This window comes from Kutzneria kofuensis, from assembly GCF_014203355.1.
Classification (GTDB): Bacteria; Actinomycetota; Actinomycetes; order Mycobacteriales; family Pseudonocardiaceae; genus Kutzneria; species Kutzneria kofuensis.
Genome location: NZ_JACHIR010000003.1, coordinates 223,940 through 241,205, shown reverse-complemented (window position 1 = coordinate 241,205; position 17,266 = coordinate 223,940). Strand labels below are relative to the sequence as shown.

Below are 17,266 nucleotides of genomic sequence, written 5' to 3'. Positions count from 1 at the left end.
GCCGGACTGTGTACTACGTCACGTGGAATTCCTACGACCGACCTCGCTGGCCGACGCCCTGGCCGCCAAGGCGGAGCACCCGGACGCGGTGCCCATCGCCGGCGGCACCGACGTGATGGTGGAGCTGAACTTCGACCACCGCCGGCCGGCCGCGCTGCTGGACCTGAACCGGGTCGGCGAGCTGGCCGAGTGGACGGCCACGCCGGACGGCACCCGGCTCGGCGCGTGCGTGCCGTACACCCGGATCATCGCCGAGCTGGGCGACCGGCTGCCGGGGTTGGCGATGGCCTCCCGCACGGTCGGCTCGCCGCAGATCCGCAACCGCGGCACGGTCGGCGGCAACCTCGGCGCCTCCTCCCCCGCAGGCGACACGCACCCGGTGCTGCTGGCCACGGACGCCACCGTGGAGGTGGCGTCGGTGCGGGGCACGCGGGAGATCCCGATCGGCGAGTTCTACCGGGGCGTGAAGCGGAACGCGCTGGAGCCGGACGAACTGATCACCGCGGTCCACCTGCCCGAGGGCACCGGGCCGCAGCAGTTCAGCAAGGTGGGAACGCGCAACGCCATGGTGATCGCGGTCTGCTCGTTCGGGCTGGCGCTGCATCCGGACGGCAACCGGGTCGGCGCGGGCATCGGGTCGGCCGGGCCGACGCCGATCCGCGCGGTCGAGGCGGAGCGGTTCGCCGCCGAGGAGCTTTCGTGGGATTCGCCGAAGCCGCTGGCCGACGCGGTGGCCCGGCGCTTCGGCGAGCTCGTCGCCACGGCGGCCACGCCGATCGACGACGTCCGCGGCACCGCCGCCTACCGCCGGCACGCGCTGTCCGTGCTGGCCCGCCGCACGCTCACCTGGGCATGGAAGGACTACGCGCGATGCGCCTGAACGTCACGGTCAACGGGGAGGCCAGGCAGGCCGACGACGTGTGGGAGGGCGAGAGCCTGCTCTACGTGCTGCGCGAGCGGCTCGGCCTGCCGGGCTCGAAGAACGCCTGCGAGCAGGGTGAGTGCGGATCCTGCACGGTGTACCTCGACGGCACGCCGGTGTGCGCCTGCCTGGTCGCGGCCGGGCAGGCGGAGGGCCGCGAGGTCCGCACCGTGGAGGGGCTGGCCGAGGGCGACCAGCTGGACCGGGTGCAGCAGTCCTTTGTGGACGCCGGCGCGGTGCAGTGCGGCTTCTGCACGCCGGGCCTGGTCGTCGCCGCGCACGACCTGCTCAAGCGCGTGCCGAACCCGTCGGATCCGGAGATCCGGGAGGCGCTGGCCGGGAATCTCTGTCGCTGCACCGGGTACGAGAAGATCCTGGACGCCGTGCGATTGGCGGCCACCCGATGAGCCTTGTCGTCATCGACAACGCGGCGATCGCCACCGTCGACGCGAACGGCACCGAGCACTCCGGCGGCCACATCGTCATCCGCGACGGCATGATCGAGGCCGTCGGCGCCGGTAAGGCGGAGCGCCCCACCGAGGACCACGACTACATCGACGCCAGCGGCCGCCTGGTGACGCCCGGTCTGGTCAACACGCACCACCACCTCTACCAGTGGGCAACCCGCGGCTACGCGCAGGATTCCACGTTGTTCCAGTGGCTGACCACGCTGTACCCGGTGTGGGGCCGGCTGACCGAGGAGGTCACCCGGGCGGCCGGCGCCGCCGGCATGGCCAAGCTGGCGCTGACCGGCTGCACCACGATCGCCGACCACCACTACGTGTTCCCCGACAACGGCGGCGACCAGATCGGTGCGTTGGTGGGAGAAGCGAAACGGCTCGGCGTGCGGCTGCACGCCGTGCGCGGCTCCATGGACCGGGGCCAGTCGCAGGGCGGCCTGCCGCCGGACAACATCGTCGAGGATCTCGAAGAGGCGTTGCTGGGCACGGAAAAGGCCATCGCCGACTTCCACGACCCGGATCCGCTCGGCCTGATCCGCATCGCCGTAGGCCCGTGCTCGCCATTCTCCGTCAGCCGCGAGCTGATGGAACAGGCGGCGGTCCTGGCCCGTCGCCACGGCGTCCGGCTGCACACGCACCTCGCCGAAACCACCGACGAGGAAGAGCAGTGCCTGGCCGAGAACGGCTGCACGCCGGCACAGTACGCCGAGCAGTTGGGCTGGCTCGGCGACGACGTGTGGCTGGCACACACGATCCACCTCTCCGACGAGGCGATCAAGCGCTTCGGCCAGACCGGCACGGGCTGCGCGCACTGCCCCAGTTCCAACGGCCGCGTGGCCGCCGGCATGGCCCCGGTGCGGCAGCTGCTGGACGCCGGCGCGCCGGTCGGGCTCGGCGTCGACGGCGCCGCGTCCAGCGAGTCCGGCGGCCTCGGCGAGGAGCTCCGGCAGGCGTTGCTGGTGGCCCGTTTCCGCGGCGGCCCCACGGCTTTGACCGTACGGGAGGCGTTGCGGATGGGCACCATGGGTGGCGCCCGCTGCCTCGGCCGGGAGCACGAGATCGGCTCCATCGAGCCGGGCAAGGTCGCCGACCTCGCCGTGTGGCGGATGGACGACCTCGCGCACGCCGGCATCGCCGACCCGGTGGCGGCGCTGGTGCTCAGCACCGCGCCGGAGGTGGACCGGCTGCTGGTCGGCGGCCGCAGCGTCGTCGCCGACGGTGAGCTGCGCACCGCCGACCTCGACTCCATCACCCGTGACCTCGCCAACGCCGCGGAGGTGCTGCGATGACCTCCCCCACCAGGGAATCCCCGGTATCGACTCGATCCGCAGGGGGCGTGGGCGACAGCCCGCTCCGCCCGGACGGCACGCTCAAGGTGCGCGGCGAGTTCGCGTACTCGTCGGACCTGTGGCACGAGGACATGCTGTGGGGCGCGACCCTGCGCAGCCCGCACCCGTACGCCCGGATCCGGTCGGTGGACATCGGCGAGGCGCTGAAAGTCCCTGGCGTGTCGGCGGTTCTCACCCACACCGACGTCCCCGGCACGAACCTGTACGGCCTCGAACACCCCGATCAGCCGGTGCTGGCGGTGGATGTCGTCCGCTACCACGGGGAGGCGATCGCGCTGGTCGCCGCCGACCATCCGGAGACGGCCCGGCGGGCGATCAAGAAGATCAAGGTCGACTACGACGTGCTGACGCCGATCGTGGACGCCGAGGAGGCGGTCGGTCCGGATGCGCCGCTGCTGCACCACGGCGGCAACATCGTGCGCAAGGTGCACATCGAGCGCGGCGACCAACACGCCACCGCCGACGTCGTGGTCAGCGGCGTGTACGAGGTCGGCATGCAGGACCAGGCCTTCCTCGGCCCCGAGTCCGGCCTGGCCGTCCCGGCCGAGGACGGCGGCGTCGACCTGTACGTCGCCACGCAATGGCTGCACGTGGACCAGAAGCAGATCTGCTTCGCGCTGGACCTGCCGACCGACAAGGTGCGGCTGACGCTGGCCGGGGTCGGCGGCGCGTTCGGCGGCCGCGAGGACCTGTCCATCCAGGTGCACGCGTGCCTGCTGGCCCTGCACACCGGCAAGCCGGTGAAGATGGTCTACAACCGCGAGGAATCGTTCTACGGCCACGTGCACCGCCACCCGGCCAAGCTGTACTACGAGCACGGGGCGGACCGGGACGGCAAGCTGGTCTACGTCCGCAGCCGGATCTACCTCGACGGCGGCGCGTACGCGTCGAGCACCCCGGCGGTGGTGGCGAACGCCGCGACGCTGGGCATCGGTCCGTACAATGTGGACAATGTGACCATCGACTGCTGGGGCGCGTACACGAACAACCCGCCCTGCGGGGCGATGCGCGGATTCGGCGCAGTGCAGGCGGGTTTCGCGTACGAGTCGCAGATGGACAAACTCGCCGCGGCACTCGGCCTGGACCCGGTCGAGGTGCGAGTACGCAATGCCATGAGCGAAGGCAGCGTCATGCCGACCGGGCAGGTCGTCGACTCCGCCGCACCCGTCGCCGAACTGCTCCGGCTGGTCAAGGAACGCCCGCTGCCGGAAGCCCACGACGGCCCCCTGGACCTCACGGCCATGCCGGGCGGCGTCTCCAACACCACCCACGGCGAAGGTGTGGTCCGGGGCGTCGGCTACGCCGTCGGCATCAAGAACATCTGCTTCTCCGAAGGCTTCGACGACTACTCGACGGCCCGGCTGCGCCTCGAAGTCATCAACGGCGAGCCGGCCGCCGTGATCCACACCGCCGCCGCCGAGGTCGGCCAGGGCCTCGTCACCATCCAGCAGCAGATCGTCCGCACCGAGCTGGGCATCGACCAGGTGACCGTGCACCCGGCGGACACCACCGTCGGCAACGGCGGCTCCACCTCGGCCTCCCGCCAGACCTACGTCACCGGCGGCGCGGTGAAGGCCGTCTGCGAGGCCGTCCGGGAGAAGCTGCTCAAGCTGGCGGTGTCCCGGTTCGGCGAGCCACGCTCGGAGCTCACCGCCGAGGACATCGTCGCGGTGCTGGGCGATGACGTGATCGAGGAGACCGTGGAGTGGCGGCACCGGCCGACCACCGCGCTGGATCCCGACACCGGCCAGGGCTTCGCCCACGTCCAGTACGGCTTCGCGGCGCACCGGGCGGTCGTCGACGTGGACGTCGACCTCGGCCTGGTCAAGGTCGTCGAGCTGGCGTGCGCGCAGGACGTGGGCAAGGCGATGAACCCGCAGGCGGTGGTCGGCCAGATCCACGGCGGCAGCACCCAGGGCCTCGGCCTGGCGGTGATGGAGGAAATCCAGGTCTCGCAGGGCAAGGTCCGCAACCCGTCGTTCACCGACTACCTGATCCCGACCGTGCTCGACACCCCGCCGATGCCGGTGGACGTGCTCGAACTGGCCGACCCGCACGCCCCGTACGGGCTGCGCGGGGTGGGCGAGCCGCCCACGATCTCGTCGACGCCGGCGGTCGTCGCGGCCATCCGCGCCGCCACCGGCCTCGCGCTCACCCGGGTTCCGGTCCGGCCGGAACACCTGACGACACAGGTTCGATCCTGACCCACCCACCTCACAACATGGCCAACACCCAGGAGACTTCCCGATGACCACCGCTGCGACCACCGACCAGGCGTGGCTCGACGAGGCCGTTCGGCTGGCGGCCGCCAACGTCGCCACCGGAGGCGGGCCGTTCGGCGCCGTCATCGTGCGCGGCGACGAACTGATCGCCACCGGCGTCAACCGCGTCGTGCCGACGCTGGACCCGACCGCGCACGCCGAAGTCGTGGCGATTCGCGAGGCGTGCCAACAGGTCGGTGACTTCCGGCTGACCGGCTGCGTCCTGTTCTCCTCGTGCGAGCCGTGCCCGCTGTGCCTGGCCGCCTCGCTGTGGGCCCGGCTGGACCGGGTGGTCTTCGCGGCCGACCGCGACGACGCCGCCGCGGCCGGCTTCGACGACCGCGCCTTCTACGACCTGTTCGAGCAGCCCCGGGTCACCTGGCCCGTCCCCGTGCTGCAAGTGTCCACCGCGGACAACACCACCCCGTTCTCCGCGTGGCTTTCCCGCACCGACCGCGTCGAGTACTGATCCTCGCCGCGCGTGCTGACCGGAGCACCCCCGCTTAAACGTTCGCGAATCAGGCCGTCATCGAGGACGGCCTGATTCCGCGCGCCCACCGGCATGGGAGTACGTCATGACCCAGTTGCGCGACCGCCGCCCCACGACTGCCCTGTTGGACCGACGTTTCCGCCTGAAGGAACGAGGAACCACGGTCGCCCGCGAGGTTCGCGGCGGCATCACCACGTTCGTCGCGATGGCCTACATCGTGTTGCTCAACCCGTTGATATTAGGGGCTTCGGCCGACATCACCGGCGCCCGGCTCACCATCACCGAGGTCACCACGGCGACCGCCCTCGCCGCCGGTGTCATGACCGTCCTCATGGGACTGGTCGGCAACGCTCCCCTCGCGCTGGCCGCCGGTCTCGGCGTGAACGGCATCGTCGCGTTCCAGCTGGCCCCGACCATGACGTGGGCGCAGGCCTTCGGGCTGGTCGTGCTGGAGGGGCTCTGCATCGTCGTGCTGGCCGTCTCCGGCATCCGGGAACGCATCATGAACGCGATCCCGGCGGCGCTGAAGACGGCGATCTCGGTCGGCATCGGCCTCTACATCGCGCTGGTGGGCCTGGTCAGCGCCGGGTTCGTCACCAGGACACCGGATTCCGCCCATTCCGCCGTGCCGGTGCGGATGGGCGAGGGCGGGCATCTCGTCGGCTGGCCGATGGTGGTCTTCGCGATCGGCCTGCTGCTGATGATCGTGCTGATGGCCCGGGCGGTGCCCGGGGCGGTGCTGATCAGCATCGTCGTCGCCACGGTCGTCGCCGTGATCGCCAACGCGCTGTGGCCGGGCCAGGACTGGGGCCTGGTCACCCCGAAGCTGCCCACCACCCTCGTCGCCGCGCCCGACTTCGCCCTGTTCGGACACGTCGACCTGTTCGGCGGCTTCGCCTCCGCCGGGGCGATCACCGCCACGGTGTTCCTGTTCACGCTGGTGCTGTCGGGGTTCTTCGACGCGATGGGCACCATCACCAGCGTCTGCCACGAGGCCGGCATGACCAAGGACGGCAAGGTCACCGGCATGGGCCGGATCCTGCTGGTCGACGGCATCGGCGCGGTCGTCGGCGGTGGCACGGGTTCCGCCCCGAACACCGTGTTCCTGGAGTCGGCGGCCGGCGTCGGCGAGGGCGCCCGCACCGGGCTGGCCAGCGTCGTCACCGGCGCGCTGCTGGGCGCGACCATGCTCGTCACGCCGATCGCGTCCATCGTGCCGGCGCAGGCGGCCGCCCCGGCGCTGGTGGTGATCGGCGGCATCATGATGGCGCAGTGCCGGCGGATCCCGTTCCAGGACAGCGACTTCACCATCCCGGTGTTCCTGACCATGGCGATCGTGCCGTTCACGTACTCGATCACCAACGGGGTCGGCGCGGGCATCGTCAGCTACGTGGTGGTGAAGCTGGGCAAGGGCCAGTGGCGCGAGGTGCACTGGCTGGTGGCGGTCATCGCGGCGATCTTCGTCGCCTACTTCGGCATTGCCGGGATCGAGGCCCTGGCCCGATGAGAGACCTGTCGGAGGCGCTGTCCGGGCGCACGTACGCCGTGGCCAGCGTGGTCGACGTCAGCGGCAGCGCGCCGCGCGGGCTCGGCTCGGCGCTCGCGGTCACCGCGGACGGCGAGGCGTTCGGCAGCGTCTCCGGCGGGTGCGTGGAAGGCGCCGTGTACGAGCTGGCGCGGGAGGTGCTGTCGACCGGATTGCCGCAGCGGCAACGTTTCGGCTACTCCGACGCCGACGCGTTCGCCGTCGGCCTCACCTGCGGCGGCGAGTTGGAGGTGTTCGTGCAGCCGGCAACCCCGGCGATCGAAGCCGCCCTGGCCGATCCGGAGCCGGTGGTGCTGGTCCGGGTGATCGGCGGCCCTGAGTCGTTGCTGGGCAAGGGCATGGCCGTGTTCGCCGACCGGATCGTCGGTGACCTGGTGATCGACCCCGAGCTGGTCAGGCACGCGACCACGACCGGCCGGCAGTATCACCGAAGTCCGGGGTACGGCGGCCTGGAGCTGTTCGTCGAACCGTGGTCGCGGCCGCCGCGGATGCTGGTTTTCGGGGCCATCGACTACGCGGCCGCGCTGGCGCGCATGGGCAAGTTCCTCGGCTATCACGTGACGGTCTGCGACGCGCGGCCGGTCTTCGCCACGGCAGCCCGCTTCCCCGACGCCGACGAGGTCGTGGTGGACTGGCCGCACCGGTACCTGGCTCGAACGCCGACCGATCGCCGGACCGTGGTCTGCGTCCTCACCCACGACGAGAAGTTCGACGTGCCGTTGCTGGCGGACGCGCTGCGGCGGCCGCTGGCGTTCGTCGGCGCGCTGGGTTCCCGGCGGACGAACGCACAACGCCTGTCACGCCTGCGTGAGGTCGGGCTGACCGACCGTGAGCTGGCCTCGCTCCGCGCCCCGATCGGGCTCGACCTGGGCGCCAGCACGCCCGAGGAGACCGCGGTCGCCATCGCCGCGGAGATCGTCGCGCTGGGCCGGGGCGGCAGCGGACTGGCGCTCACGGGAGGCTCCGGCCCCATTCACGCCCCGATGCACGTGAGTGGCTCACTTGGCCACGGAAGCCAAGTGAGCCACTCACGTGGTCACGACAACGCCGCTACTGGACGGGAATGCCCGCGTTAGAGCAGAAACCGGCCATGTCGCCGGCGCACAGCTCGCTGGTCTTGACCACGCCCTTGGCGACCAGGCCCTGCACGTCGAACTTGCTGATGGACTGTGGTCCCAGCAGGACGGACTTGACGTCCCGGTTGCCCTTCGGGTCCTTGGTGTTGCCCGTGGCGAGGTCGTCCGCGTCGCCGTGCCGACCGGTCGCGAGGGCGATGGCCAGCCGCGAGGCGGCCTCCGCCTCGATGTCGATCGGCTTGTAGACGGTCATGCACTGGGTGCCGCGCAGCACCGCCTGCAGGCCGCCGAGGGTGGCGTCCTGACCGGTGACCGGCACGGTGATGTTGCGCTGCTTGAGCACGGCCTCGATGCTCGCGGCCATGCCGTCGTTGGCCGACAGCACGCCGTCGACGTGGCCGCCGTTGGCGTCCAGCACCTGTGTGAAGGTGGCGGCCGCGATGTCCGGCGACCACTTGTCGATCGACTTGCTGGCGACCAGGCGCAGGCTGCCGGAGTCGTAGCGCGGCTTGAGCACCTGCTCGTGCCCCTCGTGGAACTGGGTGGCGTTGTTGTCGGTGGACGCGCCCTCGATCTCGATGATGGACGCGCCGGACTTGTTGCCCAGGCACTGCAGCAGGCCGTCGGCCTGGAGCTGGCCGACCGCGATGTTGTTGAAGGAGACGTAGTACTCGGCGGTGCCGCCGAGACTGATCCGGTCGTAGTCGATGACCGGAATTCCGGCCGCCTTCGCCTTGCGCTCCACGGCCGCGCCGCCGTCGGTGGACAGCGGCGTGATCATGAGCACGTTCACCTTCTCGGCGATCATCTTGTCGGCCAGCTCGGCGAACCGCTTCTCGTCGCCCTGCGCGTTCTGGATGTCAGGGTCGATGCCGGCGAAGCTGAGCTGGGATGTGAGCAGTGGCTTGTCCGAGTCCTCCCAACGGGCTGACGAGGCCGTGTCCGGCAGGATCACGCCCACCTTGGGCTTGGGGGTGTTTGTCGCGGGTCCGGTGGCAGCGCTGTTGGAACCGGTGCTGCCGCAGGCGGAGGCGACAAGCACGAGTGCACAACCGGCTACGGCGACGACGGTGCGCATCCGTTATGCCTCCACTACGTTGGCTGAGATGCGGTAGTTCACCCCCTCAGCCTTACGCCCGTCAAGCTGGCTGTCGCCGGGAAACAACGACCAGTCCGAATGCGGCGACAAGTAACACGATCATGGCGGCGCGCGGGCCGTGGCCATGCAACGCCAGTGTCACGGACGCGACACCGAGCGTGGTGCCCAGGCCCCGCGCCATGTTCACCAGGCCACCGCCGACGCCGGAGCAGGCGGCCGGGATCGCCGCCATCACGGTGGCGTTGTTCGCCGGGGTGAACAGGCCCAGCCCGATCCCCAGCGCCGCCAACGAGATCGCCAGCACCGGATCCGTCAAAGGCAGCAGACACAACGGGATCAGCGCCGCGACGCAGACCAGACCGCCGGCCAGCGCCCGCAGCCGGTCCGGCCAGCGGCTGCCGCCGAAGGTCGCGGCCAGGGCGAAGCCGACCGGCAGGCTGGTCAGCACGAAGCCCGCCCGGACAACGGAACCGCCAAGTACCGGTACGAGCACGAGCGGGCCGAACAGGACCAGGTAGCCGAGCATCGCCGCGACCAGACCACTGGCGATCACGCCGTCCCGCAACAAATTCAGGTCGACCAACGGCTCGGCCGCGCGGCGCTGCCGGAGCACGAAGCCGACACCTGTTGCGGCGGCAACGATGAAAAGCATTACTACAGCCCAGACCGGGGCGTCCAAACCGGACAGAGCCGAGAGGCCGAGCAACAGGCCGGTCGAGGAACTGCCCAAAAGGGCGACGCCCGGCCAGTCGACCGACCGCATCGCGGTGCGCTGCCGGGTGCGCGGCAACAAATACCGGCCGGCCGCGATCGCGACCAGTCCGATGGGGACGTTCACCCAGAACACCCACTGCCACCCGACGCTCGCCACCAGAACGCCACCCAAGGTCGGCCCCAGCGCCAGCCCAACGGCCTGGGCCGCCGCCTGCACGCCGAGCGCCGCCCGCATCGACTGCCGCGGCGAGCTCGTCGTCACCAGGGCGACGCTGTTGGCCTGCAGCATGGCCGCGCCGACGGCCTGCACCACGCGCAGCCCGACCAGCAGCGGCAGCGAGTCGGCGAACCCGCAGGCCGCGGAGGCGACCGTGAACACGGCGAAGCCGTAGAGGTAGAGCAGCTTGCGGCCGACGGCGTCGGCGAGTCGGCCGACCGGCAGCAGCAGGGCGACCAGCGTGAGCAGGTAGCTCAGCGACACCCACTGAACGCCGGCCAGCGAGGCGCCGAACTCCCTGCTCAGGGCCGGGAACGTGAGCGTGACGATGCTGGCGTCGAGCTGCCCCATGAAGGCGCCGAGGCAGACGGCGGCGACGGCCAGCCAGTGCGCGTGCGGCCAGCGGGCGACGACGCGGGGACGAGCCGGTTCGACGCCCAGGCGGCGCAGCAGCGCGGTGTCCACCGGCCCATTTTATCTCGGTCACCGACATAATCTGGGACCGACAGATATGGGAAGTGTCACCACCTCGATACGCTTGGGGGATGTCGCAGGTCACGCCCGAGCACGAGGCCCCGTCGAGCGCGAACGACGCCCGAACCCTGACCGAGGTGGTCACCAGACTGCGCCGCGCCCTGCGCACCAGCATCCGGACCGACTACCCGTGGGAAGCGCTGCCGATGGCGCAGGTCGAGCTGCTGATGGCGCTCGCCGACCACGCCCCCGCCAAGATCGGCCAGCTGGCCTCGCTGCAGCGGCTCGCCCCGAACACCGTCAGCGGCCTGGTCCAGCAGCTGGTCGAGGGCGGGCTGGCGATCCGGGACAGCGACCCGTCCGACCGCCGGGTGGCCCGCGTGTCGCTCACCGACGCCGGCCGCAAGCAGCTGGCCGAGTGGCAGCAGGCCCACGAGCGCCGGATCTCGGCCGCGCTGGACAAGCTCCCGCCGCAGGCCCGGGCGGCCGTCGCCGACGCGCTGCCGGCGCTGAACCTGCTGGTGGACCACCTCGTCACGCCCTGATCGAACCGGGCGGTCGGTCCCGCGCGAACACGCGACGTGACGGTTGTGCGGAAGGGGCCTGAAGTGACGATCGCCCAGACCCTGGCGGCGCTGGTGCGCCGGTTCCTCGGCGTCGAGCTGCCGGTGCGGCTGCGGGCGTGGGACGGCAGCGTGGCCGGCCCCGCCGACGCCCCCGTGGTCGTGATCCGCTCCCGGCGGGCGCTGCGCCGCCTGCTCTGGGACCCCGACGAGCTGGGCCTGGCCCGCGCCTACGTGTCCGGTGACCTCGACGTCGAGGGCGATCTCCGGGACGGGCTGTCGAGGTTCTGGGGATTGGCCCGCCGCGAGGGCCTCGGCAGGGTGAAACTTACACCGGGCGACCGCCTGACGGCCGTCGGCCAGGCGCTGCGGCTGGGCGTGATCGGCCCCCGGCCGGCGCCGCCGCCCGAGGAGGCGCGGCTGGCCGGGACCGAGCACACCAGGGCCCGGGACCGGGCCGCCATCGCCCACCACTACGACCTGTCCAACGACTTCTACCGGACGCTGCTCGACCCGAGCATGGCCTACTCCTGCGGGTACTGGACGTCCGATGCGCCGGACTACACCGTCGCCGACGCGCAGCGGGACAAGCTGGACCTGATCTGCCGGAAGCTCGACCTGAAGCCCGGGATGCGGCTGCTGGACGTCGGCTGCGGCTGGGGCTCGCTGATCCTGCACGCCGCCTCCCACTACGGCGTGCACGCCACCGGGGTGACGCTGGCGGCGCAGCAGCGGGAGTTCATCCAGGCGCGGATCGCCGAGCGCGGCCTGGCCGACCGCGTCGAGGTGCGGCTGCAGGACTACCGCGACGTCCGGGACGACGGGTTCGACGCCATCGGGACCGTGGAGATGGGCGAGCACGTCGGCCTCGGCAACTACCCCACGTACGCGGCGCAGCTGTTCCGGCTGCTCAAGCCCGAGGGGCGGCTGTTGCTCCAGCAGATGTCACGGGTCGCGAGCGCCCCGAAGGCGCCCGGCGGCGGCGCGTTCATCGAGCGCTACGTGGCCCCCGACATGCACATGCGACCGGTCGGCGAGACCATCGCCATGCTGGAGCGGGCCGGTCTCGAGGTTCGGGACGTCGAGGCGATGCGGGAGCACTACGTCTGGACCGTCGACGCCTGGGCGCGGACGCTGGAGGAGCGAGCCGCGGAGCTGACGGCGCTGGTCGGCGAGGGGCAGCTGCGGGTGTGGCGGCTGTACCTGGCCGGCGGCGCGCTGGCGTTCCAGGAGAACCGGATGGGTGTGGACCAGATCCTCGCCGTCCGGCCCACGACGTCCGGCCGCAGCGGCATGCCCCGGACCCGCCGCAACTGGGAGGTCGCCGCGTGAACCTGGCCGGGCTGCTCGTCAACCTGCGCATCACCGCCGGTGCCGTGCTGGTGGTGATGCTGATCGCGCTGGGCGTGGCCATCGCCCGAGGTCGACACGACGGCGTCGACACCGTGTGGGGCCTGGGCTTCGCGGTGATCGCCGTGGTCGGCCTGATCGTCTCCGGCTCGGGCTGGCTGGTGACGGCGCTGACCGTGGCCTGGGGAGTGCGGCTGGCCGTCTACATCCAGCTGCGCAACGGCCGCCGGCCCGAGGATCCGCGGTACGTGGCGCTGATGAAGCGGGTCACCGGCAACCCGCACTGGTACGCCTTCCGGAAGATCTACCTGGTCCAGGGCGTGATCATGTGGTTCGTGTCCTGGCCGGTGCAGGCGGCCCAGTACGAGACCTCGCCGGGGCCGCTGACCTGGCTCGGCGTGGTCGTGTGGGCCGTCGGCATCGGGTTCGAGTCGGTGGGCGACTGGCAGCTGTCCCGGTTCAAGGCCGACCCCGCGAACAAGGGTCGGATCATGGACCGCGGCCTGTGGCGCTACACCCGCCACCCCAACTATTTCGGCGACGCCTGCGTGTGGTGGGGTCTCTACCTCGTGGCCTGCCAGCACTGGATCGGCGCGCTGACCGTGCTGTCGCCGCTGGTCATGACGTTCTTCCTGACCAGGGGCACCGGCAAGGCGATGACCGAGCGGGCCATGGCCGGCAGGCCCGGCTACGCCGAGTACGTGCAGCGGACCAGCGGGTTCTTCCCGCTGCCGCCGAAACCGGAGGGAACCCGATGAACAACGGCGACGTGGTCGCGGACTTCGAGCTGCTCGACGACCACGGCGAGCCCCGGCGACTGTCCGAGTTCCTGGCCAAGGGGCCGGTCGTGCTGTTCTTCTACCCGGCCGCGATGACCGGCGGCTGCACGGCCGAGAGCTGCCACTTCCGGGACCTCGGCGCGGAGTTCGAGGCCGTCGGCGCGCAGCGCGTCGGCATCTCCCCCGACGCCGTGGGCAAGCAGCGCGAGTTCTCGGCGATCAACTCGTTCGACTATCCCCTGCTGTCCGACCCGGACGGCGTGGTCGCGACGCAGTTCGGGGTGCGGCGCAAGTTCGGGCCGCTGCTGACCCGCCGGCAGACCTTTGTCATCGGCGCCGACGGCCGGCTGATCACGTCCATCAAGAGCGAGCTGCGGATGGCCGTACACGCCGACAAGGCGCTGGAGGCCCTGCGCGCCCTCTGAGCAGGCAGGTTGACCCTTACGGAGCAATCGGAGCGGCCGGACGGCCGCTCCGTTCTCGATCATCGCCATACGGATGGGAGTAGCGCCGGTCACAACTCACCAGTAACCTCCGGTCTGTGGCCTTGATCACAACGGCGTCTGCGGCTCAGCGGGGCTTTCGGCACCCGTGCGTCTACTGTGGACTACCCGTGCTCGTCGACGACGTCGCCGAGTTCCATCCCGGCCACGTCGTCGTCGACTACCTCGACAACAGCCCGTCCGGCCGCGGCCTGCCCGACCTGGTGCTGTTGCACCGGTTTTGCAACCAGCACCTGCTGCCCGACTGCGGCGTCGCGCTGCGCCGGGCCCACCTGGGCTGGGCCACCGAGCAGTTCGAGGGCGACACGAGCTCGTCGTTGCGGCACTACGACCAGCTCGGCCTGCACAGCGCGCCCTGGCGCGGCTTCGAGCTGTACCAGCGGCACTGGCGGGTGCGGAAGATGCGCTACGCGTGCAAGGCATGCCGGTACTACGCCGGCTGGTTCCGACCGGAGTGGAGCTGAGCCCTGGTGATCGTTCGTCTCGTCCTCGGTCTGCTGATCACGGTGGTCGGCCTGGCGCTCGCCGGTCGCCGCGTGCTCTGGCTGGCCAACCTCATCCGGTCCGGGCAGCCCGCCTCGGGCCGCACCGACCGGCTCGGCGCCCGCGTCGGCGCCCAGCTGCGTGAGGTGTTCGGCCAGCGCAAGCTGCTCAAGTGGTCGGTGCCGGGCCTGGCCCACTTCTTCACCTTCTGGGGCTTCGTCATCCTGCTGTTCACCATCGTCGAGGCGTGGGGCGCGCTGTTCGAGCGGGACTTCGCGTTCTGGTGGATCGGCCGGCAACCCTGGCTGGGCTTCCTGGAGGACTTCTTCACCGTCGCCGTGCTGGTGGCGCTGGCCACCTTCGCCGTGATCCGCGTGCGCAACGCGCCCGAACGCAAGGAGCGCGCCTCCCGGTTCTACGGCTCGCACACCGGCCCGGCGTGGCTGGTGCTGGCGATGATCGCCGGCGTGATGGTGACGCTGCTGCTGTACCGGGCGGGGCAGTACAACACCGGCAACTTCCCGTTCGGCGACAGCGGTTGGCCGTTCGCCACCTGGCTCATCGCGCACGCGCTGGCGCCCCTGGGCACGACTGTGAACGCCGTGATCGAGACGGTGTTCCTGCTGGCCAACATCGCCGTGATCATGGGCTTCCTGGTGCTGGTGGTGCATTCCAAGCACCTGCACATCTTCGTGGCGCCGCTGAACGTGTCGACCAAGCGGCTGCCCAACGCGCTCGGGCCGCTGCTGCCGGTCGAGTCCGGCGGCAAGCCGGTGGACTTCACCGATCCCGGCGACGACGACATCTTCGGCCGCGGCAAGATCGAGGACTTCACCTGGAAGGGCATGCTCGACTTCGCCACGTGCACCGAGTGCGGGCGCTGCCAGTCCCAGTGCCCGGCCTGGAACACCGGGAAGCCGTTGTCCCCCAAGATGGTCATCATGGACCTGCGGGACCACCTGTTCGACCGCGCGCCGTACGTGCTGGGGCAGCAGGAGAGCGACCCCATCCAGCTGGTCGCCGAGGGCGGCGTGATCGAGCCGGACGTGCTGTGGTCGTGCACCACCTGCGGCGCGTGCGTCGACCAGTGCCCGGTGGACATCGAGCACATCGACCACATCGTGGACATGCGGCGCTACCAGGTGATGATCGAGTCGGAGTTCCCGACCGAGCTGGGCGCGCTGTTCCGTGGCCTGGAGAACAAGGGCAACCCCTGGGGGCAGAACAACTCCGCGCGGCTGGACTGGGCCAAGGACCTCGACTTCGAGGTGCCGGTGATCTCCGGAGAGCTGCCCGACGACGTCGAGTACCTGTTCTGGGTCGGCTGCGCCGGCGCGTTCGACGACCAGGCCCGCAGGACCGTGCAGGCGACCGCCGAGCTGCTGCACATCGCCGGCGTGAACTACGGCGTGCTGGGCAACCGCGAGCGCTGCACCGGCGACCCGGCCCGCCGCTCCGGCAACGAGTTCCTGTTCCAGATGCTGGCCCAGGAGACCGCCGGGCTGCTCAACGAGACCTTCGGCGAGCGTGAACCCGGCCGTCGCAAGATCGTCACCACCTGTCCGCACTGCATGAACACCCTCGGCCGGGAATACCCGCAGTTGGACGGCAACTACGAGGTCGTGCACCACACCCAGCTGCTGAACCGGTTGGTGCGCGAGAAGAAGCTCACCCCGATCCAGCCGGCCGGCGGGTCGGCGCAGCCGATCACGTTCCACGACCCGTGTTATCTGGGGCGGCACAACAAGGTCTACGAGCCGCCGCGCGAACTCGCCGCCGCGGCCGGCGCTCCCCTGACCGAGATGCCTCGGCACGGCGACCGGTCCATGTGCTGCGGCGCCGGCGGTGCGCGGATGTGGATGGAGGAGCGGATCGGCAAGCGCATCAACCTGGAGCGGGTCGACGAGGCCATCGCCACCGGCGCGGAGACCATCGCCACCGCGTGTCCGTTCTGCCGGGTGATGATCACTGACGGTCTCGTGCAGCGGCAGAGCGAGGACGTGGGCGGCAACGTGTCCGTGCGGGACGTGTCGCAGCTGCTGCTGGACGCCGTGCACCGATCCCGGGACACCACCGCCTGATTCTGACGGCTGCGTGAACTCCCTTGGAACACAAGGGAGTTCACGCCTGTTGCCTTGATCGCCCCTGCCGATCTCGGCCATAGTTCTCCCGCCGCCGCCCGACACACCCAAGGAGTGGATGTGCGCAAACTGTCCGCACTGGCGGCCGCGTTCGGCGCCGCGGTGCTGACCTTGTCCCTGCCAAGCCCTGCCGATGCCGCCATCCTCAGCCCGCTGCCGCAGAACGCGGACGGGTGGGAACAGTCCTTCTCCCCCGCCTACGACTACGACGGCGACGGTTGCTACGCGACCGCCGCCATCGGATCGGACGGCACCCTCAACCCCGGGCTCAAGCTCGGGGGCGACGTCAACGGGCACTGCCACGACCCGGCCCAGTTACAGAACTCGAACACGTACTCCCGTGAGCTCTGCAACAACGGCTGGTGCGCGGTCATGTACGCCAGCTACTTCGAGAAGGACCAGGCCACTCTCGGCCCGCTCGCGATCGGCCACACCCATGACTGGGAGCACGTGGTGGTGTGGATCAACATCGCCAGCAACCAGGTCGAGTACGTGTCCACCTCGCAGCACAGCGACTGGAAGTGGTACCCGCGGTCCCAGGTCCGCTTCGACGGCTCGCACCCCAAGGTCGTCTACCACAAGGACGGCGCCAGCACGCACTTCTTCCGGCTGGCCAACGGCAACGACGAACCGCCGGAGAACTACACCCACGGCTGGTTCTACCCGCGGCTGGTCGGCTGGAACGGCTATCCCGCCGGCCTGCGGGACAAGCTGATGAGCGCCAACTTCGGCGAGGCCACCATCAAGATCAACGACGCCAACTTCCACTACGGCCTCGAACACTCGATGCCCACCGGCATCCCCTTCAACCCCAACGGCTGAGCAGCTGCTGAGCGGC

At 70.6% G+C, this 17,266-nt stretch carries 16 protein-coding genes; 14 read left to right on the top strand and 2 right to left on the bottom strand.

The window, feature by feature from the left end; genetic code table 11:
- Window positions 1-22 precede the first annotated feature (22 nt).
- The 7 genes from BJ998_RS43335 (at window position 23) to BJ998_RS43305 (ending at window position 8,105) form a co-directional block, all read left to right on the top strand.
- Window positions 23-880, top strand: a complete 858-nt coding sequence (locus BJ998_RS43335; RefSeq protein ID WP_184869987.1) for an FAD binding domain-containing protein — start codon at window positions 23-25, stop codon at window positions 878-880.
- A complete protein-coding gene (locus BJ998_RS43330) occupies window positions 871-1,329 on the top strand; it encodes a (2Fe-2S)-binding protein (protein WP_184869986.1) in 459 nt (152 codons plus the stop codon). The genes BJ998_RS43335 and BJ998_RS43330 overlap by 10 nt, the downstream gene beginning before the upstream one ends.
- The gene (locus tag BJ998_RS43325) at window positions 1,326-2,672 is read left to right on the top strand and encodes an 8-oxoguanine deaminase (RefSeq protein WP_184869985.1); all 1,347 of its coding nucleotides are present in this window, start codon (window positions 1,326-1,328) and stop codon (window positions 2,670-2,672) included. The genes BJ998_RS43330 and BJ998_RS43325 overlap by 4 nt, the downstream gene beginning before the upstream one ends.
- Complete coding sequence (gene pucD, locus BJ998_RS43320) at window positions 2,669-4,936, top strand: xanthine dehydrogenase subunit D (protein WP_184869984.1); 2,268 nt, start codon at window positions 2,669-2,671, stop codon at window positions 4,934-4,936. Before BJ998_RS43325 ends, pucD begins: the two co-directional genes overlap by 4 nt.
- A 43-nt stretch (window positions 4,937-4,979) precedes the next feature.
- Window positions 4,980-5,462 carry a nucleoside deaminase gene (locus BJ998_RS43315; protein WP_184869983.1) on the top strand — a complete coding sequence of 161 codons (483 nt, stop codon included), beginning with the start codon at window positions 4,980-4,982 and terminating at the stop codon, window positions 5,460-5,462.
- 106 nt (window positions 5,463-5,568) lie between these two features.
- A complete protein-coding gene (locus tag BJ998_RS43310; protein WP_184869982.1) occupies window positions 5,569-6,990 on the top strand; it encodes an NCS2 family permease in 1,422 nt (473 codons plus the stop codon).
- A complete protein-coding gene (locus BJ998_RS43305) occupies window positions 6,987-8,105 on the top strand; it encodes an XdhC family protein (protein WP_184869981.1) in 1,119 nt (372 codons plus the stop codon). The genes BJ998_RS43310 and BJ998_RS43305 overlap by 4 nt, the downstream gene beginning before the upstream one ends.
- Here the strand turns inward: BJ998_RS43305 and BJ998_RS43300 are convergent.
- Complete coding sequence (locus BJ998_RS43300; RefSeq protein WP_184869980.1) at window positions 8,080-9,183, bottom strand: sugar ABC transporter substrate-binding protein; 1,104 nt, start codon at window positions 9,181-9,183, stop codon at window positions 8,080-8,082. The genes BJ998_RS43305 and BJ998_RS43300 overlap by 26 nt on opposite strands.
- A gap of 61 nt (window positions 9,184-9,244) precedes the next feature.
- Window positions 9,245-10,600 (bottom strand): MFS transporter, encoded by a 1,356-nt coding sequence (locus tag BJ998_RS43295; protein ID WP_221339626.1) that lies wholly within the window; start codon window positions 10,598-10,600, stop codon window positions 9,245-9,247.
- Window positions 10,601-10,680: 80 nt separating this feature from the next.
- On the opposite strand from BJ998_RS43295, the gene BJ998_RS43290 reads away from it, so the two are divergent.
- The 7 genes from BJ998_RS43290 (at window position 10,681) to BJ998_RS43260 (ending at window position 17,250) form a co-directional block, all read left to right on the top strand.
- Window positions 10,681-11,154 (top strand): MarR family winged helix-turn-helix transcriptional regulator, encoded by a 474-nt coding sequence (locus BJ998_RS43290; protein ID WP_184869979.1) that lies wholly within the window; start codon window positions 10,681-10,683, stop codon window positions 11,152-11,154.
- Between the two features lie 63 nt (window positions 11,155-11,217).
- Complete coding sequence (locus BJ998_RS43285) at window positions 11,218-12,504, top strand: class I SAM-dependent methyltransferase (protein ID WP_312890663.1); 1,287 nt, start codon at window positions 11,218-11,220, stop codon at window positions 12,502-12,504.
- A gap of 56 nt (window positions 12,505-12,560) precedes the next feature.
- The gene (locus BJ998_RS43280; RefSeq protein ID WP_184870288.1) at window positions 12,561-13,280 is read left to right on the top strand and encodes a DUF1295 domain-containing protein; all 720 of its coding nucleotides are present in this window, start codon (window positions 12,561-12,563) and stop codon (window positions 13,278-13,280) included.
- The gene (locus tag BJ998_RS43275) at window positions 13,277-13,726 is read left to right on the top strand and encodes a peroxiredoxin (protein WP_184869977.1); all 450 of its coding nucleotides are present in this window, start codon (window positions 13,277-13,279) and stop codon (window positions 13,724-13,726) included. Before BJ998_RS43280 ends, BJ998_RS43275 begins: the two co-directional genes overlap by 4 nt.
- 188 nt (window positions 13,727-13,914) lie before the next feature.
- Entirely contained in the window at window positions 13,915-14,268 is a 354-nt protein-coding gene (locus tag BJ998_RS43270) for a hypothetical protein (protein ID WP_184869976.1), read from the top strand.
- Between the two features lie 6 nt (window positions 14,269-14,274).
- Window positions 14,275-16,368 (top strand): (Fe-S)-binding protein, encoded by a 2,094-nt coding sequence (locus BJ998_RS43265; RefSeq protein WP_184869975.1) that lies wholly within the window; start codon window positions 14,275-14,277, stop codon window positions 16,366-16,368.
- A gap of 120 nt (window positions 16,369-16,488) precedes the next feature.
- The gene (locus BJ998_RS43260) at window positions 16,489-17,250 is read left to right on the top strand and encodes an NPP1 family protein (protein WP_184869974.1); all 762 of its coding nucleotides are present in this window, start codon (window positions 16,489-16,491) and stop codon (window positions 17,248-17,250) included.
- Window positions 17,251-17,266 lie beyond the last annotated feature (16 nt).

Bases quoted from the DNA above. Each gene is read 5' to 3' on its own strand.
- BJ998_RS43330 (WP_184869986.1), top strand. From the start codon at position 871: ATGCGCCTGAACGTCACGGTCAACGGGGAGGCCAGGCAGGCCGACGAC.
- BJ998_RS43325 (WP_184869985.1), top strand. From the start codon at position 1,326: ATGAGCCTTGTCGTCATCGACAACGCGGCGATCGCCACCGTCGACGCG.
- pucD (WP_184869984.1), top strand. From the start codon at position 2,669: ATGACCTCCCCCACCAGGGAATCCCCGGTATCGACTCGATCCGCAGGG.
- BJ998_RS43315 (WP_184869983.1), top strand. From the start codon at position 4,980: ATGACCACCGCTGCGACCACCGACCAGGCGTGGCTCGACGAGGCCGTT.
- BJ998_RS43310 (WP_184869982.1), top strand. From the start codon at position 5,569: ATGACCCAGTTGCGCGACCGCCGCCCCACGACTGCCCTGTTGGACCGA.
- BJ998_RS43305 (WP_184869981.1), top strand. From the start codon at position 6,987: ATGAGAGACCTGTCGGAGGCGCTGTCCGGGCGCACGTACGCCGTGGCC.
- BJ998_RS43300 (WP_184869980.1), bottom strand. From the start codon at position 9,183: ATGCGCACCGTCGTCGCCGTAGCCGGTTGTGCACTCGTGCTTGTCGCC.
- BJ998_RS43290 (WP_184869979.1), top strand. From the start codon at position 10,681: ATGTCGCAGGTCACGCCCGAGCACGAGGCCCCGTCGAGCGCGAACGAC.
- BJ998_RS43280 (WP_184870288.1), top strand. From the start codon at position 12,561: ATGCTGATCGCGCTGGGCGTGGCCATCGCCCGAGGTCGACACGACGGC.
- BJ998_RS43275 (WP_184869977.1), top strand. From the start codon at position 13,277: ATGAACAACGGCGACGTGGTCGCGGACTTCGAGCTGCTCGACGACCAC.